We start from the raw sequence: 26,547 nt of genomic DNA, 5'->3' as shown, positions 1-26,547 counted from the left end.
GTTTTTTATATAGAGACTTAGTTTATACTTTAAAGATAAGCAGGAGTATGACGTTAATTTGTTTCTGGGAGAGTTAATATGAACAAACAAATGTATTTTGGAATCAAACCTTATTATGTGGACATAGAAGAATTTATTGTAAACCCAAAACCTAAAAATGTATGGCAGCTTTCATACTCAAACGAGGATATAAAAGAGTTATTCATTTTAGTTTTCACTCAGCTTAACCAATTTCCTTTGTACGTAACATTTGAATATTACGATGATGATTATTCTAGTGCAAAAGAGGAGTTAGACAGATTGGGTTTAGAATATTCCCATATATTTATCCCTCAACAACGTGCTCGTAGGATGACTTATGATGAAGGCCTCAAGGATTTTACAGAGGTTTATTTTGATATATTATTTTTTACTGTTAAGGTTACAGATTCAAAGCAGTTTAAACATCTAGTTAATGAATATCTCATCCCTTACCATCATTTTATTGTTTCAAACCAAGATAACATAAGATTTGGACCCTGCTTTTATAAAGAGGATAGCATTACTTTTCATATGGATGATACATCTACCTTTGGAGTAAAAGGGTATGATATATGTTTAATTTCTTTTTTTTCTAACCATTATTTAAATACAAATGACTTTGTTAAGCTATTTTCTAAAGAGATAGATATAGAAATGGATATTGATGAAGATGAAGAAGAATAACCATAAGTGTTAGTAATTTCATTTCTGCAAAGTTGCTGCCTCACAGCAACTTTTTTTATGGGATTACTTTTGGCAGGATATTATAAGAAGGTAAAAAAACAGCTTCATTCCGAAAAAAGAGTGGGGAACTGTATAATTTTTCTAATTCCTTATAAGAAAGTTATGGTGACATTGAAGGTTTGTTTTAAGCTCCTCGCTCATTCTATCTGAATCATAGGCACAAACAGACAGAATTCCCTTTCTACTGACTATTATTTCAGCTTCCTTTTCAGACTCTGTTAATTTGTTATGTATATAACTAATATCTCCCCATTCTATATGGGCCCAGCTACGTACACGAAATTCTTGTTCATTATAACCCTTATAAAGTCTAGGAAGATAATCAAAAATAGAATTGCATGCAAAATCTCCGTTTGCAAAGTAGAAGTCATAATTATTGATGAATTTAACTTTGCTAATTTGACTTTCATTCAGTAGCACAGCAAGTTTTTTTTCTATCAATGGAACAATCCGATCATTCTCAATGATTAAGGAATATTGGTTATGATCCAATCCAGAGATAACAAAATCAATAATATTATTTATATAAGTATTTATATCTTCGAAGAAATATAATACATGACCTTCTGTAAGGTCATTGAGTTGATTGATAACTTTGACATCCCGCTTCTCCAAATTTATAACCGCCTTTAATGGATTAAGTTGTTAAACAGAGGTAAAGTAACGGCCTGGTTATTACTTTCAACAGGACAAAGCCAATGATTATTCTGTTTATACTTACTTACTAAAATAACATTGGTATAAGGAATTTAATAGTAAAAGTACTTATAATGAGTAAATAGTTATAGGGAAGATTTTTTATAAGGATTATATTGAAAAATTAGCGTAGAACTATCGATTATGAAAGGGAAATCCTTAAAAGAAGAGGCAATATTTGAGCTGCTAATATTTCTGTATTCATTATGATATGATAATGGTTAAGCAAGAAAATTTACTTTCTAAAATAAATTCAAGTTTTAAAATGGTGTATTAAAAATTAGCTGTTACATATCAATTTATCGACAAATGAGTTTTCCGATAAATAACAATTAGAGAAGTGGAGTGAAGCTTTTATGAAGTTTGGCTATAAGTATGAAAATGTTACTTTAAAAGAGATAGAAAGACCGTTAAGTGATTTTAATAATAATACTGTTGTTCTTTCAGATGAAACGATGAATCAACGTAAAAATAGGCTTTTAAATAAAATGAAAGAACATAATATTGATACGGCTATTATATATGCTGACCGTGAACATGGTGCGAATTTTGAATATCTCACAGGTTTTATACCGAGATTTGAAGAAGCCTTGCTAGTTATAAGTCAAGATGGAGAAGCTTACTTATTATTAGGGAACGAAAATCTTAAGATGGCAAAATTTTCACGATTAAAGGCAGAAGCAATTCATGTTCCTCACTTCTCCCTTCCAAATCAACCGATGGAAAACAGCATGAATTTTGCAGATATACTTAAAACTGCCAATATAAACGAGCAATCAACGATTGGGCTTGTAGGCTGGAAACTGTTTACTAGCAAGTATGATGATAATAAACAGTTATTTGATATTCCTTATTATATTGTGGATTCGTTAAAACAAATTGTTGGTGATAGTGACAATATTATTAACTGTGCAGAACTTTTTATTGGGCAAGAGGGAGTTCGAATAGTAAATAATGCTGATGAAATATCTTATTATGAATATGGTGCCAGTTTATCATCAGATTGTGTATTAAAAGCAATGGATGAAATAGAGCTGGGTAAAACAGATATGGAGCTTGCTAGTTATTTATCTGTTTATGGCCAACCGCATAATGTAACGAATATTTTTGCAACAGGAGAACGATTCACAAATGCTGTTCTTTATCCGCAAAATAAAAAAGTTCACCTAGGAGATAAGTTTTCCATTACTACAGGATATAAGGGTGGTCTAACAAGTAGAGCAGGTTATATTGTAGCTGATCAAGCAGAACTACCGGAAACTGTAGGAGACTATTTAGAGAAAGTGGCAAAACCCTATTATACAGCTGTTGTAGCTTGGTTAGAAAATATCAAAATTGGTTTAAGCGGGGAAGATATGTATAACTGCATTCAAAATGTCCTGCCTAAGGAACAATTTAATTGGTCATTAAACCCAGGCCATTTAGTAGCTGATGAGGAATGGATGAGCTCCCCAATATACCCAGAATCAACAGCGAAAATACGAAGTGGTATGCTGTTTCAAGTAGATATTATTCCGTCTGTTCAAGGCTATGGTGGTGCTAGTGCGGAAACAGGAATTGCGCTGGCAGACGAAGAGTTAAGAAAAGAAATACAGGAGAACTATCCGCAATTATGGGCTCGGTTTGAAAAACGAAGAGAATATATAAAAAATGTACTAAATATAAATTTACATCCTGAAGTTTTGCCTTTATCAAACACGGTAGGCTATTATCGACCATTTGCTTTAGCTAAAGACAAAGCATTAATTTATAAAAATTAAGATGAATGATATATTCCTTTTGAGAAGAGGAATAGCTTTTCATTACAGTTGCCAATGGCAACTGTTTTTTTTATCAGAATCATCTGTAACGCATTTATTCGGGGACTAAAACCAACTTTCGTATAATATGGTAGAGCAAAGCTAGTAAACAAAAACGATTAAGGTTGATCGGTTAATGGGGCCTTAGAAGGAAAACTTTTTATGGAGGTTTCCTTCTATGTTATATAAACATAATTACCCAGTAAAAGATATACTTCTTTTTTACCTGCTACTTTGTAAATCGCAAAAATTAGCGTTCACATTTCGAGACTTAGAGTAATAGTTTAATTATCCCTATCTATGCTAGAGTTAAAATCATTAATCTTTTATAACTAGTCCCATTAAGGCAGAAAATTGAATAGCTTGATGAGTAGAAACGGTACAACCATTTAAATTATCAATGGAGACGATAAGCGATTCAAAACTAGACGAACTAATGTCTATCCCTTTAAGAGGTGTTTGTTCAAAATTCGCACCATCAAGGTCACATAATTCAAACTCTACCTTTTTAAGTTTACATTCATAAAAATCACTATTCTTTAGAGCGGCTTCTTGAAATACTACTTTTTCTAGTTTCGAATGCCCAAATGCAGCCAAATTTAATATGCTATTATTAAATTTCACATTACCAAGACTAGACTCTGGAAACGTGGTTCCTAATAATTTGCAGTTAGTAAATTCAACTCTATGGATAGAGGATCCACTTAAATTAGCATTGGAGAAATCACAATTCTCAAACACAACATCCGTAATAGAGATATTACTAAAATCAGTGTTAGTGAACTTACAATTCTTTATTAAAGCCTTGTCTAGCCGAACCCTGTTTAAGGACTCATATGTAAAATCTGAGTTTGTTATTGTACACATTTCCAATATGGGATCTTCCTCATAATAAATATCACTAAAATTCTTCGCAGGTAATTCTAGTGAGATTTTAGGTGCTGCAATCTTCATAAAGCAACCTTCTTTCATTATATTAAATAGGTATTAACTAGCGAGAAGTATAGCATATCCAATAATACCTAGCTAATTATAATGTTAAATTTCTTGTTAGCTTATTTTGTAAAAGAAGCTATTAGCATCCTAGATGCTTATATATGTAGAAAGGAATGTAAATCTTCGCGTATAGAAAAGGGTTAATGGCTAAAGAACCACAAAAAGGCTATTTAGCTTAATCCAATTCACAGAAGATGGATATATTTTGAGAACCAGCTCATGTAGATGTATCTAACAAGTTCCATTGCGAGTAATTTCTGTAATATGAACTAATTTTATCGAAAAAGGATGTTTTTTAATCTCTACGAAACCGCTCTCATAAATGTATAAAATCTCGTATTTTTCTGAACAATGTAGAACCTTTTCGCCTACTTTGTACATATGATCACTCCTTTTTTTCTTCATCATTACTAATAGAATTGCATACTTCTAAGAACTATTGCAAAAGTATTTTTATTTAGTAAATAGGATGAAAAGAGGAGAGTGAAAAATGGTAAAATATCCTATAAGTTTTAACACTTACATTTTGTAAAATTTGTAGAAAGAGCTTCGTAAAACATATACTATATTTAAGCAGAGTCCTCAGGCACTTTTTTACTTAAGTTATTGAAAATCTGGTAACGTTTTCGAAGATGTACTGCCGTACTATACGGTACATCTTATTTATTGTAGGTAAATACCTATACCTTAATAATTAAAAATAATAAGATATATTGTCAGCCAGTAATTAAACTTTTTTCTTTGCTCCACTAATACAATTTTTGTCAACCTTCTTAGGTTGACCCTTTTACATAAATGTCAGTAAATTTAACGCTGCATTTTTATAAAATGTACAATGTATAATAAACAATATTAGCTATAAAGTAACAGGAGGATCTATATATTTGTTGAATATAATCGGTTTTTTACTATCCATATTGACAATACTCTTGCTAATTGTTTCTTTTATTTATTTAATAATCTACTTTTTGAATAAGAAACATTTTCCCAAAAAGCTACTACTTGTCACTTTGACAAGTTCACTTCTATTTATAGGAGTACTACTATATGGGATTTATTTTTTTTCGTTTGATAATATTAATAAAGATTATACCCAAAAAGGACCTGAACCGTTATCGTCACCCACAGAAAAGTATACAGCTAATGCTTTTTATGAACTATATGGAGGCGCTGCCGGGGGAGTTAATGTATGGATTGAAGTCACTAATAATGAGGAAAATAAAGTGAAAACTATATATTATAGTGATGCAAAATCTACTTTTTCTATGCATTGGAAGGATGAAGATACTTTGTATATTGTAAACAACGATCCTGAATATCCAAATTCAAATAGAAGCATTGAATTAGAAGTTGATAAAGAAATTTATCATGAAAATGGTTTGGCTTGTACTAGTTGGCTCATGAAAGACGAATTTGAGCAATGTTATCAAAATTGACTACACCTAATGAGTATAACGGGTTTTTTCTAATCAAACAGAAGCTAAAAAGCTTAGAAAAACCGACGACTGTAAGTTGTAGTGGAAAAAAGTTTTCATTCCGTACAAAGATGATTTTTTGGGTGTTTATTATATTAAGATATCGTTAGCTCTCTTTGGTTTAAAGGAGAGTTTTTTAATTAGAGCACATAAAAACCAAGTATAAGGTATTTAGATATCAATGAAATAGGACAGCGTGTTAAAGGGTAATATTATATTTAAAAAACGTTATTGTTCTTGTCACTTTCTATTTTTTATTAAATAATTATTAGCAATGCTTGACAGAAGGCTAAGTAAGTGTTAGTTTATAAAACGTAATAATTACGATTTAATTTTACATAAAAATAGGAGGGGAAAAAATGAAAAAGTTATATCTTAGCTTATTTAGCATGTTATTAATTAGTGTACTTTTAGTAGCATGTTCAGGAACAAAAAGTGAGGAAGTAGATGGAGCAGGGGCGAAAGAATCAGAAGTACAGGAAGATGAAGTGAAAAATATAGATGATGCTCCAGAAGAAATAAAAATTGAAGGAATTGGAGATCATTATCATACCGGTGATAAGATTGAGTTAACTGCAGTTTTAGATAAAGAAACAGAATCTGGACATTGGCACTGGTATAGTAGAGAAAATGCCAATGAAGAATGGAAAGTAGTTGAAGGGCAAGAGAGCGAAATCTTTACAGCTGAAGCAACGGTTAATGGATTAGAAGTAAAAGCTGCTCTGTTTGACAATGACAACAAACCAAGTGCCCAATCAGCACCAGCTAAAATTGTCATTGATGATCATCATGGAACTGACGAAAAAAGTAAAAAAATATATCAAGGATATTTTGAAGATAGTCAGGTAAAGAACCGTGAATTGTCTGACTGGGAAGGTGACTGGCAATCTGTTTATCCATATCTTTTATCTGGAGATTTAGACGAGGTATTGGAACATAAAGCAGAAAATGGAGATATGACAAAAGAAGAATATAAAGAATATTATACAGTAGGCTATAAAACGGATGTTGACCGCATCCTCATTAAAGACAATGTTGTAACTTTTTTTGAAGGTGACAAGGAGTATTCAGGAAAGTATGAGTCAGACGGATACGAAATTCTTACCTATGAAAAAGGGAATAGAGGAGTGCGTTTCATTTTTAAATTAGCAGACGGAACAGAGGACATGCCTAAATACATTCAATTTAGTGATCATGGTATCTTTCCAGCTGATTCCCATCATTTCCATCTATATTGGGGAGATGACAGTGAGACATTGCTAAAAGAAGTCACTCATTGGCCAACATATTATCCTTCTAATCTAGATGCAGCTGGTATAGTGCGTGATATGTTAGCTCATTAATAAATATCGAAATTATTAAGTTATTAATATACTAAGTTTGAATTAAATTCTAAAATCTAGCTTTTAAATCGTAATTATTACGCTTTATTTGGTTGTTTGGAGGTTTATAACGCAAATGAAAAAAAGTTGGTTAATTTTCATTTTGATGATGTCCACTTTTCTTTTTGGGTGTCAAAATGCAGAAGAAAGCAGTACGAATGATGAGAAGCTTTCTGTTGTAACATCATTTTACCCTATGTATGAATTTGCTCGTCAAGTTGCAGGAGATCGAGCGGATATAAGTTTAATGCTATCAAATGGAGAAGATCCCCATCACTATGAGCCAAGTGCAAAAGATGTCGCTCGTGTCAATGATGCAGACGTTTTTGTATATAGCAGTGAAGAAATGGAGTTTTGGGTAGGAAGCTTATTAAAGACGATTGAGAACGATAAATTAGTGATAGCAAGAACGGCAGATGGTGTTGAATCAGAGCACCATCATGAAGATGAACATGAAGCATCTGATGAAGATGCAAAAGGTATAAAAATTCAAGGTGTTGCAGATCATTATCACACTGGTGATAAGATTGAATTAACAGCAGAATTAGAGGATGATTCAGGTTATGAACATTGGCACTGGTACACAAGAGAAAGTGCTGATAAAGAATGGGTTACTGTCCCGAATCAAGGCGGACCTGAATTTAATTATGAAGCTGCAGGGAAGAGTTTTGAAGTTCGAGCAGTATTGTATGATGATGCTCACAATGAATTTGCCGAGTCCCAACCAGTAGAGATTGTTATTAATGATCATGGACAAGCTCATGGAGACGGTGAAGAAGCTGATCATCACGATAACCATGGAAGTGAAGAAAGTGCTGGACCAATAGAGATTATTGGCTTGGCAGATCACTATCATACAGGAGATGTCGTTACACTTGTTGCTGAGCTGCAAGAAGAAACTGACTATGAGCATTGGCATTGGTATACTCGTGGAAGTGCTGATGAAGAATGGGAAGCAGTGTCAGGACAAGGAACTGATCATTTTGAGTACAAAACAACTGGTGAAAGCTTTGAAGTAAAAGCAGTACTTTTTGATGATTCTCATAATACATATGCAGAATCAGAGCCAGTATCTGTTTTAATTGATGACCATGAAAGCCTTGATCCACATATTTGGTTAGATCCATTATTGGCACAAGAGCAAGTAAATATTATTCGTGATGCACTCATTGAAGCAGATCCAGATGGAAAGGACGATTACGAAAAAAATGCAGCAGCTTTTAATAAGGAACTTCAAGCAGTACATGAAGAATACCAGGCTGCGTTCGAAAATGCAGAGAACCGTGTTTTTGTCGTACAACACCAAGCTTTTGGATACATTGCGGAGCGATATAATCTAAAGCAAATCGCAATTGGCGGTTTATCTACAGAAGTGGAACCGAGCGCATCACGTATTGCAGAAATTAGAGACTTAGTGAAAGAAAATGAGGTACCAGTTATCTATTATCAACAAGGTGCTAACTCAGCAATTGCAGAAACAGTAGCAGCTGAAACAGGAACAAAGACAGCTAGTCTGTATGATTTAGAGGTTTTATCTAAAGAATTACAAGATAAGAAATTAGGCTACGTAGCAGCGATGCGTGAAAACTTGAAAGCTTTACAGTTAAGTATTAAATAATTATTCAAAAAAGGAATTGCTTTTTCATAAGCAATTCCTTTTTTATTCGCATAATCTGATGAATTAACAGGAATGCCTCTGACGGGATTCGAACCCGCACTCCTTTCGTAAGCATAGGCTAGGGGGAACACGCTTCCCTACGGACTTTCACCGGCTAGGAATTTCACCTGCCTCAGCTATTTTTGCTTTTCGGTGCTTCTGAAACCCTTTCCTTGCGACCCGGTACTAACAATGTTTTCCGGCGCTCTTCCCTTCTATAGCTACAGAGGCGAAAATAAATTATTATTTAAATGTATCATGATTATACCATATTAAAAAGGAATAATATGTAATAATTTTCTTGCTGTTTTTATAATCCTTATTTTGATAAAATCGAGTAAAATAGCTCAACTTAAAATGAATAATGGGAAGATATAAAATGAAAAGATATAAAGTGAAAAGATATAAAATGAAAAATAAAAGCAGAATAAGAGAATTTTTAAAAGAGAGCTTTTTCGAGGTAGTAGGTGAAGTGATTTGGAATATCTTAATGTTTATACCTAAAATGATAATCCGCTTAATAGGTCGCTTAATAGATAACATTTGGTGAAGTGGTTAATAAAAAAGTATTAATCAGAAAGAGTTAATGCTTTTTTGTGTTCATTTTACATGTAAATGGAATGCTCATTTAATCTTTTTACTTTAAATGAAAATACTGTAGTAATTAATGCTGCTAATACGGTTATTCCCCCAATCCAACCTAGATTATGAATAGAAGTATACTCAACAACCAAGCCTCCTAATCCTGCTCCTAACGTCATTCCAATATTCATTAGTGCTGTATTAAAACTTAGAACTATTTAAGATGATTCTGGTTTTAAAGTTATTAAATAATATTGATTAGCTGGAGTAGTTATCCAAGCAGATGTGCCCAATTCCATAAGGACAATAATAATACCGATTGTTGAAGTTGAATTGGATGTAAATGTAATTAAGATAAATGAGTGAATGATTAAGCTAATGATAATTGTCCGCATCGGCCCCCGTTTATTAAGAGCAAATCCTCCAACGCGAGAACCGATAAACGAAGAAACACACCTAGAATAAATAGAAGCTAATTCTTGCTGATGGGATATTTAATAAGTTGTTTAGTAATGGCGCAATATAGGCAATTACCATAGTTTTCCCAAGAATCCAAAATACGGTTGTTAATAGGCCAGTAAATACTTTCGTATCTTTAATAATAGAGAATTGCTGCTTGAAAGACATAGAATTGTTACCAGCTAAAGGAGGAATTAATTTAGATAATAGTAGCAGGCTTATCAGTGTAATAAAAAGATATACCGCCAATTAAAAAAGTTGGCAATTAATGTTCCAATCCCGCACCCCTAATACTAATGAAACCGTAAATCCAGTAATAACAGTTACAATCGCACTACCTTGTTTTTCTGGTAGACTAATTTTTGCAGCATAATAAAGGATAGCTATATTGTTACATTGAACTTTTTCAATGAGTTTATTTTTGAAGAGTTAAAAGGGAGAGGGATATTATAAGACAAATCACACTCAATCCCTTTTTGCTTGCGAAGCAAGGCATTCATTAAAAATAGTTTTGAGGATTTTTTAATGCTCTTGCTATTTTGAGAATTCCCTCTTGAATTCGATTGTCTTCTACATTGGAAACATTCAGCTTCAAAATCCGTTCTTGGTAAAAGCCATCTAAATAATTTCTTTTAACTGAATCTAGTTGTATGCCTTGGTTTTGCAACTGGTAAACTAATGATTTTAAATTCATACGCTTGTCTAACTGAATATGATTATGCATAACAATTTCTGATGATGATTCGTAAGCAGGTAAATAATCTTGTATAGACTGATGCAGAATTTTAGCACGTGTATGATAGATGGTACTGACTTTCGTTTTATTGTGTTCATAAATTCCATTTTTTAAATAGAGATATAATGCGGCTTGTGAAATCATAGAGCTGTCGATATCTGTTGTCATTTTGTATTTTTGAAAGATATTAAGGATAGAGGGAGGTAGAACTGCCAATCCAACTCTTAATCCTGGAAACATAATTTTAGAAAAACTTTTTAAATAGATCACTTTATCATGTAAATCATCTGCAAAAAGAGGGTCATTCTTCGGGTTGAAATCAAAATCTGCTAAATAATCATCTTCTAAAATAAAAACATTATATTTCTCTGCTAATTGTAAAATAGCTGCTTTTTCTTTTTTACTGTATGACGAGCCTAAAGGATTATGGAAGCGTGGCATCGTATAAAAGAATTTAATTTCTTTTTTATGAAATAATTGTTCAAGTCGTCCTAAATCAATTCCTTTTGCGGTGCGTTGAATTCCTATGACCGGTAGTTGTAACGTTTTTAGTAAATCCATGTATAAATGGTAGCTAGGTTGCTCTACTAGTATAGTGGAATGATTATTTGGAAAAGGCATCAAACTTAATATAGAAAGAGCCTGCTGAATACCAGAAGTGATGAAAATTTGCTCTTCATGCGTAAAAACTTGGTATGATTCTAACAGTTTTTTTGATGCTGCTATAAGCGGAGGCCAACCGTTGGGTGTTCCGTAGCGAAATAATTCTTCTTGATACGTATCAATAGCTTTATTTATACAGTGTTGAAATTCCTTGTAAGGAAAAGCATGCCAAGTAGGAGCAGAGCTTGCAAAGTCTATTATGTCCGTGGCCGATGGGGTTTTGAAGACATGATTATCTACAACATAATATCCACTTTTCGGTAGTGCATAAATAATATGTTGTGCCTCCAATTTTTTTAAAGCGGTCAAGACCGTGCTTTTACTACAAGAATATTGTTGTGTTAAATCTCGAATGGATGGTAATTTTGCACCGGTTGAAAATTTATTAGACTGAATTTGCATAAGAAGAGATTGATAGATTGATTCATATTTAAGCATCATAAGCCTCCATTGCATCTGTATCGGTACAGATCGGTATTTTTTATATCGTAAAGGTTAGCGTAATCTCTTACGATAATGGTACCGGCCGGATCATCATAAAGGGGGTAATGAAGATGAATGAAAAAAGAAATGCATATATCGCTGCAATCATCTATGCATTCATTATCGGTTTGTCATTTATGTTTGTTAAAGTGACATTATCTGTTGCAACACCGTTAGATACACTTGCACATCGGTTTACTATTGCATGGATTGCTGCCACTGTGTTGTTGTTAAAAAAAGGATTAAATAAAGTCAATGTAACAAAAAAAGATGTACTGCGAATTGCCTTGTTAGCCATCTTATATCCGACACTCTTTTTTAGCTTTCAAGTATTTGGGCTAGTGCATACTTCCTCTTCAGAAGCTGGTATTATTCAAGCAACAATACCAATTTTTACGTTAATTCTTGCAAGTATCATCTTAAAGGAAACAACTACCAGCAGTCAAAAAATAGCAGTTAGTTTATCAGTATTTGGTGTCATATCTATTATGTACATGAACGGGGCAGGAGGTACAAAGGCAAGTCTTGTTGGAACGGGGTTAATCTTGCTTTCAGCACTTACCTCCTCCTTATACAACGTATTTGCTAGACAATTAACACAGCGATATTCATTATTCACGATCACATATATAATGACCTTGTTTGGATTTATCGCTTTTAATGGAGTCGCACTGACAACTCATGTTATAAATGGTACACTCCGTCAATATATGCAACCTTTTGGACATTGGGATTTTGTTCTTGCGATTTTGTATTTAGGTATCTTATCGTCTTTAGGAACCTCCTATCTATCTAACTATGCATTATCTAAAATAGATGCATCAAAAATGAGTGTTTTCAGTAACTTTGCTACACTCATTACTATTGTAGCAGGAGTTATTTTTTTAAAAGAGGATTTTCATTTATATCACATAGCAGGTTCCATTATGATCATTCTTGGTGTTGTTGGTACAAATTATTTGGGTACAAGTAGAAATTTAAGTAAAAAAACTTCTCGCTAATTGTATGCCTACAATGAGGTATCTAAATTAGAAACAAATGACGAAAAGTTCTGTAGTAGCTAAAAGGGCTAAAAGGAGGAAACTGAAACCTTTTAGCTCTTTTTCCGTAGTATTGAATAAATAAGTCAGTGGAAAGGGAGGCGTTACTAAGAAAATATCAAGAATTACGATTGGTAAAAAATTTTATAGGGAGATATTATGAAGAAAACTTTAGAAAAAAGATTGAAATATTTATTTTCTGGGGAATTAACTTCCCTTATAGTTTTCCTTTTTTTAAGTTACCTATTAAATTCCGTATATCCTAATTTACACTTATATTCGTTAGGGTCATTTTGGATTTCATTTTTCCTGCTAGAGTTTTTATTATTACAGGGAACAATATATTGGCATCTTAAACTAAAGCAATTAAAAAAACAATATACTCCTAATACAACTATTAATAGTATCCAAAAGTTTAAGTTTTTAAAGAAGCTTAATGGTTTTCTAATTTTTGCTCCTTTTATAGCGTTCGTAACTGATTTGTATTTGTGGAAATCGAACTTACCTGTTGGGGGGTAAGTATTGCGCTGTTCATATATCTCTTTGCAGTCTTAGAGTATATTAACTATTATTATATTCAACTTTCCTATGATAACATCTCGGATATAAATTATTTATGGAGGACTAAAAAGTTGAAGAGGGCGTGTTTAGATAAAGACTTTAAACGGTTTTATTAACGAGAGAAACCTGCCTGTTCATTTATTGTTTTTCAAATCTACACCAAGGGGAGATAACCTATGGAAATAGAAATTATCCAGAGTATTGAAAAGGAACAAGATTGGGTAATCGTGGATGGGGAATTTGAGCAATTTCATATATCAGGAGATAATGTTGACTATGTGGAAGATACGATAAATCTGATGCAGAAGGCAGCAATTACCTGCTTTAAGTATCCTTTTTATATTCACTTTGAAGGGTATGATGATGGAATAACATCGGTATTAGCAAAGAGAGATAAATTAGAAATATATTATCAAAATACAGGAAGAAAAGTTCATACTATGTCTAATGGTAAATCCTACCATGCGGAGATACCAGCATACTCTGTGACCATTCCGAACTATGAAGCATTACAAACAGCATTTTCAGAATGGTTTCAATTGGCTCAAGATAATAATATGTGGATGATAACACAAGGCTCATGTGTTCATTATGAAAGTAAGTTTGCTTCTACAAATATAAGCCAAGAACCTATCATTTTAATCCCTGGACACGATGCACAAGAGTTGATTTTTATTACAAACCAGCCTTCTTATCAAAAAGAAGACAGCTTGCGTGTAATCTTTGAAGAATAATTGCCAAAATAACAGTCCATTCATAAAGGACTGTTATTTTATTTCATGAAATATCTTTTTTTTATTACTTGAATAAATATGGCAACATCTATAGGCTGCTTCACTATGTTATTCTTTGTTTGTTGGATGGATTAAACCATTTCGTGGGCATATTTATTTTTATTATCCTCATCAAGGTCTGAGTTATTTTTTACAGATAACTGTATGTAATAAGGAAATTTTTCTTTAGATTGTTTATCCATTAAATATTATTCTTGGAGAATATCAAAATTAATACTTTCTTCTGTGTAATATGTTTGGTAGTAAAAAAAGACTCTTTAATAAAGTTATTCTGAATTAGCTGTAAAAGAATCGACAGAACCAAGAAAAAAAACGGTCTGTTTGCATTTTCACTCTGCATTATCATTTTTTCTTTATTTAGTCTAATAAATGAGGACAATATTAATAAGTTAGACGAGGGGGAAATACACGATATAAGGTAACGGTCGCTTATTTGTCAGAAAGTGAGCATGGAAGCATTGTAATTTCTATTTACTGGTTAATTTGAAACTTTTAAGATAGCAAAACGTATATATAATTACCAGATAATATTAATTAATACTATAAATGGAAGTATAGAGAAAGAGGTGAAGATAATATGGCAAAAGATAAATGGAAAGGTTTCGTTGCTTTAGGGATTTTACTAACTGCTATTGGATTTATTCTACTATTTTTCAGTATTAAATTTGGTACATTCACTGCTGAAAATTGGCTTATTAAACAAGGAGGGGCAGACACTTCTACATACCATCTAGTAATGAAAGGCTACATAAATAATTTTTTGACTGCTGGCAGTATACTTTTTGGAATTGGTCTTGTCACAACGCTGGTTGGGTATTTTAAGATGCTTACTTCTTCGTCACTTAATAGAATGAACTAAAATCGGGCGCTTACCCATAGAAATTATGGGTGTGTCTTTTTTTATGTTAGCCAATGGTGTTATAAAGCAATCATTAGGTTGATATTTCTTTATGGCTTGTAAAAAGTAAATGGAAAATGATTGACTGTGTGGTAACCACACGGTTTATGCTGTAAATATGATTGGAGGAATAAGCATGCAGCACTTAACAAGTGGAGAATTAGCTAAATTACTGAATATAACGAAATACGTTGTAAGGCATTATGAGGAACAACAAATAATACAGCCCGCATTTATTGATGTAAATGGCTATCATATGTATGGAGAAGCGGAAGTGTATGCGATGTCACATATTTTGCTGCTAAAGCAATTAGGTTTTTCGTTAAAAGAAATAAAAAACATTGTGGAGAAGAAAACAGATTATACAGAAGCATTATCTAGTGTACTAGTACATTTCGAGAATGAAATTACACGTCTTACTAAGTTAAAGGGGAATGTACAAACCATTCTCGAGCTTCAACAAACTGAAACATACAAGCTGGTCGAAGAGAATAAAGAAGACAGATATTTTGCCTGCTTTGAGGATGGATTTGTAGATGAAGCATACAACCTAAATTTGAAAAAGCTAGCTAAATGGAAAAATGGCAATAGAAATATTGTAGAAGATGTCTCTTATGCAATATTAGAGAATGGAAGTAATGTCAAAGTAATGTATAGAACGAGTTTGGAAGAAGCAGATTATGCTTTTCGTGCAGGAACCTACTATTGTAAGAAAATATGTGTAGAACTAGAAGACCAACTTTTAGAAGAGATAGAGTGTTTTTACAAGAATCTCGATCAGATAAATGCCAAATTTGAACATGATTTATTGATACTAGAGGAAGCGAATTTATCAGCATTTTATATCAAAGAGATGGTATATAGTTTAGAGGTTAAGGCGAAATGAAGCGAGGAATTGCTAGTTCTAGAAAGGATATAGAAGAGATAGCGGTTCTATTATTGGAAGGATTTCAGGAAGAATTTCAAGCACTAAACTTGCCAGAAGTCGAGCGGAGTTTTGTTTTGCGTTGCCTAGCAGAGCGAATCACCGAGATAATTTGCTCATAGTAAGAGATAAGAAAATAGAAGGAATTTTATTTATTAAACCAAAAAAGTGGAAGGGACTAAAATTATTGGGTCGGTTGTTTATACAGTTAAATTTACAAGCATTTTTTAAAACATGTATTTTCCTTGTAGCGTTCGATTATAGAAGCAAAGCTAAAGAAATTCACATAGACTTTATAGCCGTAACTAAATGTAACCGAGGAAAAGGAATTGGTACACAGCTTATTAAATTGGTTAAAAACTTGGTGAAGGGTGATCAGTATGTAACATTATATGTTTCTGCTACTAACACTGCTGCTAGTAGACTTTATGAAAGACTAGGATTCCAGATAAAGAAAAAAGGAACAAGTTTAATAGGAAGGCAGTATGGAATAGAGAGGTCGTATTTCATGGAGTGGAAAGGGATAAAAAATAATGAAAACGAGGTTTAAATTACTTATTAGCATTGTATTGATAATAATGACAATCGCTGGTGTTTTCCTTTATGAAAATGACTACGCTATGCTGGAGAAAGAGGTGAACATTAAAACAAAGCAAGGAAATTTAGAAGGCTTTCTTGCCATGCCTAAAGAGAAGAATGAAGGAATTGTTATATTTGTTCATGGAGATGGACCGCAAAACGCAACACAGGATGGAGGTTATAAGCCTTTAATGGAACGGTTTGCAAAACAAGGCTATGCATCTGTATCTTGGAATAAACCAGGAATAGGAGATTCAGCAGGTAATTGGTTAGATCAAACAATGGACGATCGGGCGAAGGAAGTAGAAGAAGTAATCGAATGGGCAAAGCAGCAGAAAACTATGAATACAGAGAAAATCATCCTCTGGGGAGCTAGCCAAGCTGGCTGGGTAGTTCCAAAAGTACAGCAAAATCGCACCGATATTACAGCAGCTATTTTAGTGGGTCCTGCCATCAATTGGCTTAGACAAGGAGAGTATTTTACGACCATGGAAATGAAAAGAGCTGGCAAAACGGATGAAGAAATACAGAGTGAACTAGACAAGGATGAACAAGCGTCTAATCTTATTGAATCAGGCGCTTCCTATAAAGAATACATGCAAAAAACGAATGACAACAGCTTATCCGAAGATAGATACACATTTGTGCAAAAGAATATTTCAGCAGATGGGACAGAAGATATTAAGAAAATTAACTCCCCAGTATATTTGATATTAGCTGAAAATGATGAGAATGTGGATTCTAAGGATACAGTGAAGACATACAAAGAATGGTTACCGGAAACGCAATTAACAGTAAAAACGATATTAGGAGTCAAGCATTCTATGTTAAATCCATACTTGCATGATTCAGAATTTTTAATCTATGTAAGTGCCATCTTAGCTCCAAAGGATACACTGATAAGTAAAGTCTATTTGGATTATTGTGAGGAAATAGTTCGTCACATATAAAATAAGGTTTAGATTTTCGTATAAAAAACATTGTATAATGCTTGATTTAAGGAAGCATTTCGCAGAGATATTATTAAATAATTCAACTAATCATTATTAAGCAGTCCTCCCTGATTAAAAGTTTTGGAAAAGGGTAATATACCTCTATAAACTTAAATGAGGTGATGGAGATGTCTAACATGATAAAACAAGAAGAGTTGGAAACATTAAGAGAGTTAATTAAAGACATAGACACAGCCATGCTAACGACGGTAACAGAAGAAGGGCTTGTGTCTCGTCCTATGAAAACACAAGAAGTAGAGTTTGATGGTGATTTGTGGTTCTTCACGAAAAAAGAGACGGATAAATATGAAGAAATCTTACATGATCAAGACGTTAATGTTGCTTATGCAGGTAAATCCTATGTTTCTGTTCGCGGAAGAGCGGAAATCGTAGAGGATTTAAATAAGAAAAAGGAATTATGGAGCAAAGCATACGAGCAAATTATGCAAACTTCTTATGATGATCCTAGCGTTGTCTTAATAAAGGTGAAAGCAGAAGCGGCTGAATATTGGGAAACAGGTAATTTCACGAAGAAGATGGCCTTTTTCTATAAACGGATGACAGGGCAAAACTCTAAATCTACAGATGTTAATGAAACAGTTGAATTGAATCAGTAATAAAATGGGTTGTCTGAATATCAGGCAACCCATTTTATCTTTCTCTTGCTATTAATAATTGCATTTATATTATTTGATTTCGATAGTATCTTTATGAGATTTTCCATCTTTCTCATAAGTAATAATTAATTTGTATACATGTCCCTCAACTAGTTCATCTCCTAATAGAAAGTCAGTAAAGAATGGGTTTGCGGTTGTTACAGAACCATCTTCAGCTCTTCCATAACTAAACTCATCCTGCTCAGCTATTATTTCACCATTATCCATATATTCTAATTTGGACACATTAACTTTTTCGTTATTTAATTGCTTTATTTTACCTTGCCAACCGCTTGGCGCACTTTCATCAAGGTTTTTCTTGTATGTATATTTCCACATACCGTTGTCAGATTTACCAGAAATAGAAATGCTTGAAATGTATGCATATATACCAGAAAAAATAATGAGGAGACTTAAAAATCCAATCAAAAATCTCTTTTTCTTCAACCATTTCTCTCCTTTATGTTTAGTGGGGGGCTTTATGTTATTAAAATAGCAAATACATTGTGTCAATCTTGAAACATTAGACGATGATAAATTGGAAAAGTTTCTTTTTATGTATAATTATGGAACTTTTTTATTTTCCGTTCGTATAGAGAATAGATCGCTTTTTGTAACGGTTTAATAAAAGAGTATCCTGATTAACCAAAAAGGAGTATCAATTATGGTAAAAAGACTTTCTATGATGTTAGTGATTATGATATTGGCAGTCATTACTTTATTCCTAGCTGCTAAAAATCCGACAGGCCCTAATACTGTTTCATTTGATGAACCGCAAAATTTTTTAACGTCCCTTGGTACACTTATAGTTCTGTTATTACCACCATTGATTTTAGCTTTTTTTAATCATGTTGCTTTAAATATTATTTCTGCAGTTTATCAAGCGTTTATAGTACTGACCTTTTTAGGGGTAGTTATCGTAGGTTTAGTGATTCCCAGTATTTTAATAAGCATTATTGGTGGTTTAGGAACCATTGTTGGAATAATTAGTATTGTTATGACCCTATTTGACCTTGGGAATGGAAGGAATTCAGTGGTAGTAAAAAAATGAGGGCGTGGCAAACTCTGAATAAATGGTATAGTGACTATTTTACTTGAGGTGGATGATGGATAATCTAAATAAGATTGCTATTATTGGAGGAACAGGAAAGGTTGGACGTCGAATTGCTGTTAAAGCGTTAGAAAACGGCTATCAAGTTCGAATGCTTGTTAGAACTCCCAAAAAGTTATCTTTAAATGACGATAGGATAGAAATAGTAGAAGGGGCTGTCCAGAATAGAGAAGATATTCAAAAGCTGCTAAAGGATTGTCAAATAGTAATTAATACTTTTGGGCAACCCCTCAAAGAGAAACCGATTTATAGCAGTGTTACGAAGACAATTATTGAGATAATGGCAGAATTACAAATTGAACGTTATATAGGTGTTACTGGAGGTTCCTTAACTATTTCTAACGATAAAAAAAGTCTTATAAATAGACTTGGTGCAAAGCTGTTTGAAAATTTTTACTCTGATATGATGATAGATAAGAAAAAAGAATGGGATTTTCTTAACAGTAATGAACACAGATTGAAAAATGGACTCTAATTAGGCTGCCATTCATCACTGATCAGGAGGATATAGGATACATAAAAGAAAATCTAACAGATTTACCAGGAATAAAAATAACAAATGGAGATATCGGTACTTTTATAATTAACCAAATTGAAGATTCGAAATATATACAAAAAGCACCTTTTATCTCCAATTAATTTTATTTAAAATGGAAGGTTCTGTAATAAAATGAATTAAAGCAGACAGTAATTGTAACTTTGGAGGAGAGATATGAGAATCTTCTTTTCAATCTTATCAATAATATCCACACTGTTAGGATTTCTTATGATTGTATCATTCTCTCAGGATGGAGAAATTGCTGAAACATTATCTTTTGGAACAAAGGGAATGTCATTTATGTACATACTAAACCTTTATAATTTTCTAGGAGTATTGTTTGCATTTCCTGCAGAGAGGAACAAATACAGATTCATATTGTTCACTTTTAGCACCATTATGCTCTTGATAAGTCTAAGCCTAACCTTTGTTGGTTTGTATGGATTTCAAGAACCTTAAATTTAAGTAAAATGAAAACAAAACTGGTCATAAACTAATAAGCCACGTCGAATATCAATTGGCAAACTGATTCCTTCCTAATTTTCCTACAAAAATAGATAATATAAATAACATTAATTAGCCATCACTACATACGGTATAAATTAGAGTAAGACCAGAAGGAGAATCAGTTACTTTAATGGTGAATTTTAAACGGATTGGTTAAATTATCTCTATTCAAGGAGTGATGACATGAATTTTTTGCATTGGTATGATTGGATACAGCCTACAACACCGTCTGCATCGATTATTTTCGGAATTCTCTTCACTGTGATTGCCGCAGCAACTGTGTGGTTTAATACAAGAAAAAAGAAAAGTACTGGCATTGCCTTTTTAACAGGATTGAGTGTAACGGTTATAGGGGTATATATTTTAGTAGTAACAGGGTTCTATAGCTGAACCCTGTTAAATGTATGTCAACCATTACATTTTGGTGATTTTTATGTGATGGAAACTAGTAATCAGCAAAAAACTGCTACAATATGGTTGTGAAGAAAGGGAGTGATAGGATGAAAAAGTATATTTATATGGTAGTAACCTGCTTTGTGCTAAGTGCAAGTCTTGTTGCAGGTCAAGGGATTTTAGGAACGCCCTCTGCAAAAGCTGCCAGTTCTGTAACATATACAGTAACAGCTGATACACTGAATGTAAGAAGTGGTTCGAGTACAAAGCATAAAGTGATTGGTTCAGTAAAAAAAGGTAGTAAGCTGTCTGTACAAAAGAAGGAATCGAACGGCTGGTATAAGATAACCTTTAAAGGAAAAACAGGTTATGTGAGCGGCACATATGTGAAAGCGGCTTCAGCAAGTACTACAACTTATACGGTAACCGCAGACACTTTGAATGTAAGAAGCGGCTCGAGCACGAAGTATAAAGTGATTGGCTCTGTAAAAAAGGGAACAAAGCTTACAGTTCAGAAGAAGGAATCAAATGGCTGGTATAAAATTGATTTTAAAGGGAAAACAGGCTATGTCAGCGGTACATATGTAAAAGCAGCAACATCATCTAGTGTTTCATCAAAGTCTTCCATTGAGGATACTGTAAATAATATGAAGACACTTGGTAAGGCCCAACAGTTGATATTAGTGACATCATCGAATGCTTCTTCTAAAACAGCGACAATACGTACATTTGAGAAGACTAATGGCAAATGGAAACAAGTTCAATCGATGACAGGCGTGCTTGGCAAAAATGGAATGACTGACAAAATGTCAGAAGGCTCTCAAGCTTCACCGACAGGGAAATATACAATTGGGACAGCCTTTGGGAGAGGAGCTAATCCAGGTACGAAATTACCATATCGCAAAATTACAAGTGATGATGTTTGGGTAGATGATCCAGCCTCCTCCTTATACAATACTTGGCAAAAGGCTTCTAAAAACAATGGACGCTGGAAAAGTGCCGAAAAGATGAATATTCCTGAATATGATTTAGGATTTGTTATCAATTATAATACGAAAAACCCAGTTGCAGGAAAAGGAAGCGCGATTTTCTTCCATGTTGCAGGCAAGTATGGCTATACAGCCGGCTGCACAGCCACTTCTAAAGCTAATGTAACGACAGTGTTAAAATGGCTGAGTCCAGACAAAAACCCTGTAATTATTCAAACGCCAGATTCTGGTCTAGGCAAATACTAGGTTCATTACTGTCCTTTTATTAGTAAATAGAAAAAAGGCGAGAAAGAATATTTTTCTTTCTCGCCTATGTTGTTTAATGGATATCTTTCTTTTTGAAATTACCGCCTTTAACTTCTGCTACATCATAAACTGTAACGAAGGCGCCACTGTCAATTTCATAGATGATTTCTTTCATTTTGCTTTCTTCCAGTCTGTTGATGACACAAGTGATTTCTTTAAATCTTTCACTAGAATAGGCTCCCTGTACTAGACTGTATGTAGCACTTCTGCCTAGTCTGTCACGGATAGTCTCTACCATCAATTCTGGTTCATTTGTAATGATTTTAAAGGTTTTAGATCCGCTTAAACCTTCTTCGACGATATGGATTACTTTAGAGGCGATAAAGTAGGCGATACCAGAGAGGATTGCTCCTTGGAGACCGAATACGATTGATACAATAGCAAATACAAAAACATTAAGAAATAAAATAAGGTCGCTCGTACCAAAAGGCAATTTTCGTGACAGTAATACTGCAAGCATATCAATTCCATCAAGCGCTCCACCGTTACGCAATGCAAGACCCATACCAAAACCGATGATGATTCCGCCGACTACAGTAACAAGCAATGTATCTCCATGAATAATCGTATTGATATGGTGCATAAGTACTGTACCTGCAGCCAGTGAGGCGATGCCGATTATGGAAAATATCGCAAAACTCTTACCTATTTGCTTATATCCTAAAAATACAAATGGTAAATTTAAAATAGCAATCAAAATGCCTAGCGGTAAATCTGTCAGTTGGGATATAACAATGCTGATCCCGGTAACTCCACCGTCGGAAACATTGTTTGGAATTAATACTGCTTCAAGTCCATAAGCTGTAATGAACCCGCCAATAATTACTAATAAAATCCGCGATAAAAACTTAACATTATTGGGCTTTTTTTTCGTGATCACACTCATTTCTTTTTCCTCGTTTCTTTCTACACTTTTTTATTTAGCACAATTAATACTACCATAAATTCCGCCTTTTTTCACAAAAGGAAGGTTATTAAGACAAATTCCAAGCATTTTTTACATCATCTTTTCTTACTATGGAAAGAATAGATTCAAAGGACCTCGGTCATTTGTACTAAAGGGATTTGCTGTTTATATTATTACCTGAAAGGGCTGTGTATGATGCACGTCGCCATCACACTTCTGACTATTATAGCCTCTCTTAAATGGGGAGATTGGAAAAACTGGCGAAAATATCATGCCAGTATGTTTTTTATATCTACAGGTGGTCTGCTTTATGAGTATATCGTGAATGAAAATACACTTTGGAAGTTTCATCCCGATTTTTTATACAGCCACGAGATGATTGTCGTTATTTATGCACTTATAACCATGCCGATTAGTATCTTTCTCTTCTTGTCCCATTTCCCTGAAGGGTGGGTAAAGCGCATAATTTACATAGTAGTCTGGTCTGTAATCTATATAGTGATAGAGTGGATACTATTTTTGACAGGAAGAATATCGTACCAAAACAGCTGGCAATTTGGATATTCCTTTTTGTTTGATCTTATTATGTTCTCTGTCATTGCATTGCATCAGCAAAAACCAGGTCGAGCATATATAATATCTATAATCGTTATCGTTTTTCTTATTCTTTGGTTCGATGTCCCATTTAAAGTGCTAAAATGATTTATATGGAGATATATGTATATAATTAACCAACGATTGAGGGGTATGTTTCTATTGGAAAAAATAATCATGAATAATGATGATTCAAGCAAGGGCTTTTACTTATGTATGCAATTGTTATCACTTATAACATGTAAAAGAGTCAGCTTAATAGAAAGATGGAAGGAACAGTTTGAGAGTTGTGATGTAAGAGACAATGAAAAGATTTAATAAAAGCATGCAGTGTCTTCAATTTAAGCAGTATAAACAATGAAGACGTAAGGATAAAGAGGTAAACCTCAAACGCAGTAGTTTGAGGTTTTTTTGTACTCATTTATTTATTAGAAAATGGATCTCCAATTAAGGCATTAAGTTCGTCATCATTATGAAGGAAATCTTCTAGCGTATAGCTGTTAAGAACGGACAAGAATGCCTGAAGCGCCTCATTTAGAGCATGCTTTAGCTTACAGGAAGGGGTTAGGATGCAGTAATTTCTTCCTTCAGTGAAGCAGTTGACAATATGGAAATCTTCTTCTGTTGCTGTTACTACTTTCCCGATATTGATCTCATTAGGTTTCATAGCAAGTTTTAATCCGCCGTTTCGCCCTCTGATTGTTTCAATATAGCCAAGTTTTCCTAAGTGATGAATGATTTTCATTAGATGGTTCTTAGAAATATTATATGTATCGGCAATTTCTTGAATAGTACTTAATTGACCGTCCTTTTTTAATCCTAAATATACTAACACGCGTAAAGAATAATCCGTATAATTTGTTAATCTCATTAGAAAACCTCCATTGAAGCTCTCTTTATTATAGCACCTAACCGCTTAATGTGTAATTGTGACAAATTTATGAAAGATGTATTCAAAATATATCTTTTGTAATTAAGTTAAGTATAATGGAAACATGTAGAACAAATACATGTTTAAATGATGGGGGAAATAATCATGTTAAATGAAAAAACAATTGAAATTATTAAGAGTACTGTGCCTGTATTAGAATTGCATGGAACAGAGATAACAACTCGCTTTTACAAAACACTATTTACTAATCATCCAGAACTATTGAATATCTTTAATCATGCTAATCAAAGAGAGGGTAAGCAGCAAACGGCTCTCGCTAATGCTGTTTATGCAGCAGCGGTTCATATTGATAAGTTAGGTGCGATTATTCCGGTTGTTAAACAAATTGCGCAAAAACATAGAGCGCTAGGTGTATTGCCAGAACATTATCCAATTGTTGGGGAAACGTTATTACAAGCTATCAAGGATGTATTGGGCGATGCCGCAACAGATGAGATTATCGGTGCATGGGCAGAGGCTTATGGTGTTATTGCAGATGCCTTTATCGGTATTGAACAAGATATGTACAGAGAAGCAAAAGAACAAACAGGCGGCTGGGAAGGCTTCCGAAACTTTGTCGTTACAAAGAAAGTAGCAGAAAGTGATGTAATAACATCCTTCTATTTAGAAGCAGAAGACGGACAGGAAATTGCATCATTCCTACCAGGTCAATACTTAACAGTAAGAGTGCATCCAGAAGGAGAAGAATATTCACATATTCGCCACTACAGCTTATCTGATGCGTCAGGCAAGTCTTACTATCGTATAAGTGTGAAGCGAGAAGAACATGGGGTAGTTTCCAATTACCTTCATAATGAGATCCAAGCAGGTTCTGTCTTAGAAATAAGTGCACCAGCTGGGGAATTTGTTCTTGACCAAAAGGAAACTCCAGTTGTACTAATCAGTGGCGGTGTCGGCATTACCCCAATGATCAGCATGCTTAACACAATTGTCAAAGAGCAGCCAGAGCGAGAAGTAGTATTTGTTCACGGTGCATTGAACAGCTCTGTTCATGCAATGAAACAAGAATTGCAACAGCTAACTGACAAGCATACTAATATAAGAAGTTATGTTGCATACTCTTCACCAACAGAAAAAGATATAGAAGCTAAGGTATTTGATAAAGAAGGCTATATGGATCTTGAATGGCTGCAGTCAATTGTTCCAAGTAAGGATGCGGATTTCTATTTCTGCGGACCAACTGCATTTATGAAACTAATAAACGCTCATTTAAAAGAATTGCATGTGCCAGCGGCTAATATTCATTTTGAATTTTTTGGTCCAGCAAGCAATTTGGAATAGTTGAATAGGGAGGAGCGGGCAAATGTCCGCTTCTTTTTTCATCTATTCTAAAAATCAATCTTCGTCTTCATTAGTTTTTTTGGTGCAAAGGGTGCTTTTTTTTAAAACATATTTCGTTTAAAATAAAAAAACCGTCTTACAAACAGGGCGGTTTTCCTTGATATGACGGCATTTTGCAAAAATGAGCCTATTTTTTTAAAAAAAGTTTTAAAAAAGTGTTGACGTTAACTTGTATAGAGTTATATAATACTACTTGTCGCTGATACAACAAACGAAATAAACGCTGAATCAGCAAGGAAGAAATATAAAAACTGGCCCATTGGTCAAGCGGTTAAGACACCGCCCTTTCACGGCGGTAACACGGGTTCGAATCCCGTATGGGTCACCAATATTCGGAGGATTAGCTCAGCTGGGAGAGCATCTGCCTTACAAGCAGAGGGTCGGCGGTTCGATCCCGTCATCCTCCACCATATAAATGCCGATGTAGCTCAATTGGTAGAGCAACTGACTTGTAATCAGTAGGTTGGGGGTTCAAGTCCTCTCGTCGGCACCATCTTTTAAAATGAGATGAGTCATTAGCTCAGTTGGTAGAGCATCTGACTTTTAATCAGAGGGTCGCAGGTTCGAATCCTGCATGACTCACCATTTACGCGGGTGTGGCGGAATTGGCAGACGCACTAGACTTAGGATCTAGCGCCGCAAGGCGTGGGGGTTCGACTCCCTTCACCCGCACCATGTAATTTAATAATTCTAAGCGGAAGTAGTTCAGTGGTAGAACACCACCTTGCCAAGGTGGGGGTCGCGAGTTCGAACCTCGTCTTCCGCTCCAAA

30 protein-coding genes, 6 tRNA genes and 1 pseudogene are annotated in these 26,547 nt (G+C 34.0%); 28 read left to right on the top strand and 9 right to left on the bottom strand.

What is annotated here, in order from left to right; genetic code table 11:
* The first annotated feature begins 78 nt into the window (after positions 1-78).
* Complete coding sequence (locus MKX82_RS27220; protein ID WP_341081507.1) at positions 79-705, top strand: hypothetical protein; 627 nt, start codon at positions 79-81, stop codon at positions 703-705.
* Between the two features lie 141 nt (positions 706-846).
* Here MKX82_RS27220 and MKX82_RS27215 read toward each other — a convergent pair whose 3' ends face one another.
* On the bottom strand, positions 847-1,380 hold the full coding sequence (locus MKX82_RS27215; protein ID WP_341081505.1) for an MEDS domain-containing protein: 534 nt from the start codon (positions 1,378-1,380) through the stop codon (positions 847-849).
* A 437-nt stretch (positions 1,381-1,817) separates the two neighbouring features.
* Between MKX82_RS27215 and MKX82_RS27210 the strand changes: the two genes are divergently transcribed.
* Positions 1,818-3,221, top strand: coding sequence for a M24 family metallopeptidase (locus tag MKX82_RS27210; protein WP_341081503.1), 1,404 nt, complete (start codon positions 1,818-1,820; stop codon positions 3,219-3,221).
* Positions 3,222-3,578: 357 nt separating this feature from the next.
* Here the strand turns inward: MKX82_RS27210 and MKX82_RS27205 are convergent, their stop codons facing one another.
* Positions 3,579-4,214, bottom strand: coding sequence for a pentapeptide repeat-containing protein (locus MKX82_RS27205; RefSeq protein ID WP_233314921.1), 636 nt, complete (start codon positions 4,212-4,214; stop codon positions 3,579-3,581).
* 926 nt (positions 4,215-5,140) lie between these two features.
* Between MKX82_RS27205 and MKX82_RS27200 the strand changes: the two genes are divergently transcribed.
* The 4 genes from MKX82_RS27200 to MKX82_RS27185 all read left to right on the top strand — a co-directional run bounded on the left by MKX82_RS27200 (position 5,141) and on the right by MKX82_RS27185 (position 9,320).
* Positions 5,141-5,692, top strand: coding sequence for a DUF5412 family protein (locus MKX82_RS27200; protein WP_341081501.1), 552 nt, complete (start codon positions 5,141-5,143; stop codon positions 5,690-5,692).
* A gap of 398 nt (positions 5,693-6,090) precedes the next feature.
* Positions 6,091-7,074, top strand: a complete 984-nt coding sequence (locus MKX82_RS27195) for a metal-binding protein ZinT (RefSeq protein ID WP_341081500.1) — start codon at positions 6,091-6,093, stop codon at positions 7,072-7,074.
* A 115-nt stretch (positions 7,075-7,189) separates the two neighbouring features.
* The gene (locus MKX82_RS27190; RefSeq protein WP_341081499.1) at positions 7,190-8,731 is read left to right on the top strand and encodes a metal ABC transporter solute-binding protein, Zn/Mn family; all 1,542 of its coding nucleotides are present in this window, start codon (positions 7,190-7,192) and stop codon (positions 8,729-8,731) included.
* Positions 8,732-9,149: 418 nt separating this feature from the next.
* Complete coding sequence (locus MKX82_RS27185; protein ID WP_233314925.1) at positions 9,150-9,320, top strand: hypothetical protein; 171 nt, start codon at positions 9,150-9,152, stop codon at positions 9,318-9,320.
* Positions 9,321-9,375: 55 nt separating this feature from the next.
* Here MKX82_RS27185 and MKX82_RS27180 read toward each other — a convergent pair whose 3' ends face one another.
* From MKX82_RS27180 to MKX82_RS27165, 4 genes are all read right to left on the bottom strand, one after another.
* Positions 9,376-9,543: a hypothetical protein gene (locus MKX82_RS27180; protein ID WP_251647211.1), complete on the bottom strand. Its 168-nt coding sequence runs from the start codon at positions 9,541-9,543 to the stop codon at positions 9,376-9,378.
* Positions 9,544-9,570: 27 nt separating this feature from the next.
* Positions 9,571-9,747: a hypothetical protein gene (locus tag MKX82_RS27175; RefSeq protein ID WP_341081498.1), complete on the bottom strand. Its 177-nt coding sequence runs from the start codon at positions 9,745-9,747 to the stop codon at positions 9,571-9,573.
* A 61-nt stretch (positions 9,748-9,808) separates the two neighbouring features.
* Positions 9,809-9,979, bottom strand: a complete 171-nt coding sequence (locus MKX82_RS27170) for a hypothetical protein (protein WP_233314928.1) — start codon at positions 9,977-9,979, stop codon at positions 9,809-9,811.
* Between the two features lie 331 nt (positions 9,980-10,310).
* A complete protein-coding gene (locus tag MKX82_RS27165; protein ID WP_341081668.1) occupies positions 10,311-11,648 on the bottom strand; it encodes an aminotransferase-like domain-containing protein in 1,338 nt (445 codons plus the stop codon).
* Between the two features lie 116 nt (positions 11,649-11,764).
* Here MKX82_RS27165 and MKX82_RS27160 point away from each other — a divergent pair, with 116 nt between their 5' ends.
* The 8 genes and pseudogenes from MKX82_RS27160 to MKX82_RS27125 all read left to right on the top strand — a co-directional run bounded on the left by MKX82_RS27160 (position 11,765) and on the right by MKX82_RS27125 (position 18,099).
* Positions 11,765-12,694: a DMT family transporter gene (locus MKX82_RS27160; RefSeq protein WP_341081495.1), complete on the top strand. Its 930-nt coding sequence runs from the start codon at positions 11,765-11,767 to the stop codon at positions 12,692-12,694.
* A 198-nt stretch (positions 12,695-12,892) separates the two neighbouring features.
* Positions 12,893-13,410 (top strand): annotated as a pseudogene (locus tag MKX82_RS27155) (general stress protein).
* Positions 13,411-13,470: 60 nt separating this feature from the next.
* The gene (locus MKX82_RS27150) at positions 13,471-14,028 is read left to right on the top strand and encodes a hypothetical protein (protein ID WP_341081493.1); all 558 of its coding nucleotides are present in this window, start codon (positions 13,471-13,473) and stop codon (positions 14,026-14,028) included.
* A 637-nt stretch (positions 14,029-14,665) separates the two neighbouring features.
* Entirely contained in the window at positions 14,666-14,947 is a 282-nt protein-coding gene (locus MKX82_RS27145) for a hypothetical protein (protein ID WP_341081491.1), read from the top strand.
* Positions 14,948-15,122: 175 nt separating this feature from the next.
* Complete coding sequence (locus MKX82_RS27140) at positions 15,123-15,872, top strand: MerR family transcriptional regulator (RefSeq protein WP_341081489.1); 750 nt, start codon at positions 15,123-15,125, stop codon at positions 15,870-15,872.
* A gap of 235 nt (positions 15,873-16,107) precedes the next feature.
* Positions 16,108-16,461: a GNAT family N-acetyltransferase gene (locus MKX82_RS27135; RefSeq protein WP_341081487.1), complete on the top strand. Its 354-nt coding sequence runs from the start codon at positions 16,108-16,110 to the stop codon at positions 16,459-16,461.
* On the top strand, positions 16,445-17,440 hold the full coding sequence (locus tag MKX82_RS27130) for an alpha/beta hydrolase family protein (protein ID WP_341081485.1): 996 nt from the start codon (positions 16,445-16,447) through the stop codon (positions 17,438-17,440). The genes MKX82_RS27135 and MKX82_RS27130 overlap by 17 nt, the downstream gene beginning before the upstream one ends.
* Positions 17,441-17,610: 170 nt before the next feature.
* Positions 17,611-18,099 (top strand): pyridoxamine 5'-phosphate oxidase family protein, encoded by a 489-nt coding sequence (locus MKX82_RS27125; protein WP_341081483.1) that lies wholly within the window; start codon positions 17,611-17,613, stop codon positions 18,097-18,099.
* Between the two features lie 69 nt (positions 18,100-18,168).
* Here the strand turns inward: MKX82_RS27125 and MKX82_RS27120 are convergent, their stop codons facing one another.
* Positions 18,169-18,585 carry a hypothetical protein gene (locus MKX82_RS27120; protein ID WP_251647224.1) on the bottom strand — a complete coding sequence of 139 codons (417 nt, stop codon included), beginning with the start codon at positions 18,583-18,585 and terminating at the stop codon, positions 18,169-18,171.
* Positions 18,586-18,802: 217 nt separating this feature from the next.
* On the opposite strand from MKX82_RS27120, the gene MKX82_RS27115 reads away from it, so the two are divergent.
* The 5 genes from MKX82_RS27115 to MKX82_RS27095 all read left to right on the top strand — a co-directional run bounded on the left by MKX82_RS27115 (position 18,803) and on the right by MKX82_RS27095 (position 21,922).
* Positions 18,803-19,189, top strand: coding sequence for a hypothetical protein (locus tag MKX82_RS27115; RefSeq protein WP_233314938.1), 387 nt, complete (start codon positions 18,803-18,805; stop codon positions 19,187-19,189).
* Positions 19,190-19,241: 52 nt separating this feature from the next.
* Complete coding sequence (locus tag MKX82_RS27110; RefSeq protein ID WP_341081482.1) at positions 19,242-19,724, top strand: NAD(P)-dependent oxidoreductase; 483 nt, start codon at positions 19,242-19,244, stop codon at positions 19,722-19,724.
* Between the two features lie 237 nt (positions 19,725-19,961).
* Positions 19,962-20,246, top strand: a complete 285-nt coding sequence (locus tag MKX82_RS27105; protein WP_341081480.1) for a hypothetical protein — start codon at positions 19,962-19,964, stop codon at positions 20,244-20,246.
* 231 nt (positions 20,247-20,477) lie between these two features.
* Positions 20,478-20,684: a hypothetical protein gene (locus tag MKX82_RS27100; protein WP_233314939.1), complete on the top strand. Its 207-nt coding sequence runs from the start codon at positions 20,478-20,480 to the stop codon at positions 20,682-20,684.
* 110 nt (positions 20,685-20,794) lie between these two features.
* Positions 20,795-21,922, top strand: coding sequence for an SH3 domain-containing protein (locus MKX82_RS27095; protein ID WP_341081479.1), 1,128 nt, complete (start codon positions 20,795-20,797; stop codon positions 21,920-21,922).
* Positions 21,923-21,995: 73 nt separating this feature from the next.
* On the opposite strand, the gene MKX82_RS27090 is transcribed toward MKX82_RS27095, so the two are convergent.
* Positions 21,996-22,868 carry a YitT family protein gene (locus MKX82_RS27090; RefSeq protein ID WP_233315622.1) on the bottom strand — a complete coding sequence of 291 codons (873 nt, stop codon included), beginning with the start codon at positions 22,866-22,868 and terminating at the stop codon, positions 21,996-21,998.
* A 213-nt stretch (positions 22,869-23,081) separates the two neighbouring features.
* On the opposite strand from MKX82_RS27090, the gene MKX82_RS27085 reads away from it, so the two are divergent.
* Entirely contained in the window at positions 23,082-23,591 is a 510-nt protein-coding gene (locus MKX82_RS27085) for a CBO0543 family protein (RefSeq protein ID WP_233314941.1), read from the top strand.
* Between the two features lie 54 nt (positions 23,592-23,645).
* Positions 23,646-23,801 carry a hypothetical protein gene (locus tag MKX82_RS27080; RefSeq protein ID WP_233314942.1) on the top strand — a complete coding sequence of 52 codons (156 nt, stop codon included), beginning with the start codon at positions 23,646-23,648 and terminating at the stop codon, positions 23,799-23,801.
* 103 nt (positions 23,802-23,904) lie between these two features.
* Here the strand turns inward: MKX82_RS27080 and MKX82_RS27075 are convergent, their stop codons facing one another.
* Entirely contained in the window at positions 23,905-24,354 is a 450-nt protein-coding gene (locus MKX82_RS27075; RefSeq protein ID WP_233314943.1) for an RrF2 family transcriptional regulator, read from the bottom strand.
* A 165-nt stretch (positions 24,355-24,519) separates the two neighbouring features.
* Between MKX82_RS27075 and hmpA the strand changes: the two genes are divergently transcribed.
* From hmpA to MKX82_RS27040, 7 genes are all read left to right on the top strand, one after another.
* Complete coding sequence (gene hmpA / locus MKX82_RS27070; RefSeq protein ID WP_251647230.1) at positions 24,520-25,716, top strand: NO-inducible flavohemoprotein; 1,197 nt, start codon at positions 24,520-24,522, stop codon at positions 25,714-25,716.
* A gap of 313 nt (positions 25,717-26,029) precedes the next feature.
* Positions 26,030-26,104: transfer RNA gene (locus tag MKX82_RS27065), tRNA-Glu, on the top strand.
* A 6-nt stretch (positions 26,105-26,110) separates the two neighbouring features.
* Positions 26,111-26,186: transfer RNA gene (locus tag MKX82_RS27060), tRNA-Val, on the top strand.
* Between the two features lie 7 nt (positions 26,187-26,193).
* A tRNA-Thr gene (locus tag MKX82_RS27055) sits at positions 26,194-26,269 on the top strand.
* A 16-nt stretch (positions 26,270-26,285) separates the two neighbouring features.
* Positions 26,286-26,361, top strand: a tRNA-Lys gene (locus MKX82_RS27050).
* 5 nt (positions 26,362-26,366) lie between these two features.
* Positions 26,367-26,451: transfer RNA gene (locus MKX82_RS27045), tRNA-Leu, on the top strand.
* 19 nt (positions 26,452-26,470) lie between these two features.
* Positions 26,471-26,545 (top strand) — tRNA-Gly (locus MKX82_RS27040).
* The last annotated feature ends 2 nt before the right edge of the window (positions 26,546-26,547 follow it).

This window comes from Niallia sp. FSL R7-0271 (genome assembly GCF_038005785.1).
GTDB lineage: Bacteria > Bacillota > Bacilli > Bacillales > Cytobacillaceae > Niallia.
The sequence above is the reverse complement of the archived record's forward strand: the minus strand, read 5'-3'. Positions and strand labels throughout refer to the sequence as shown.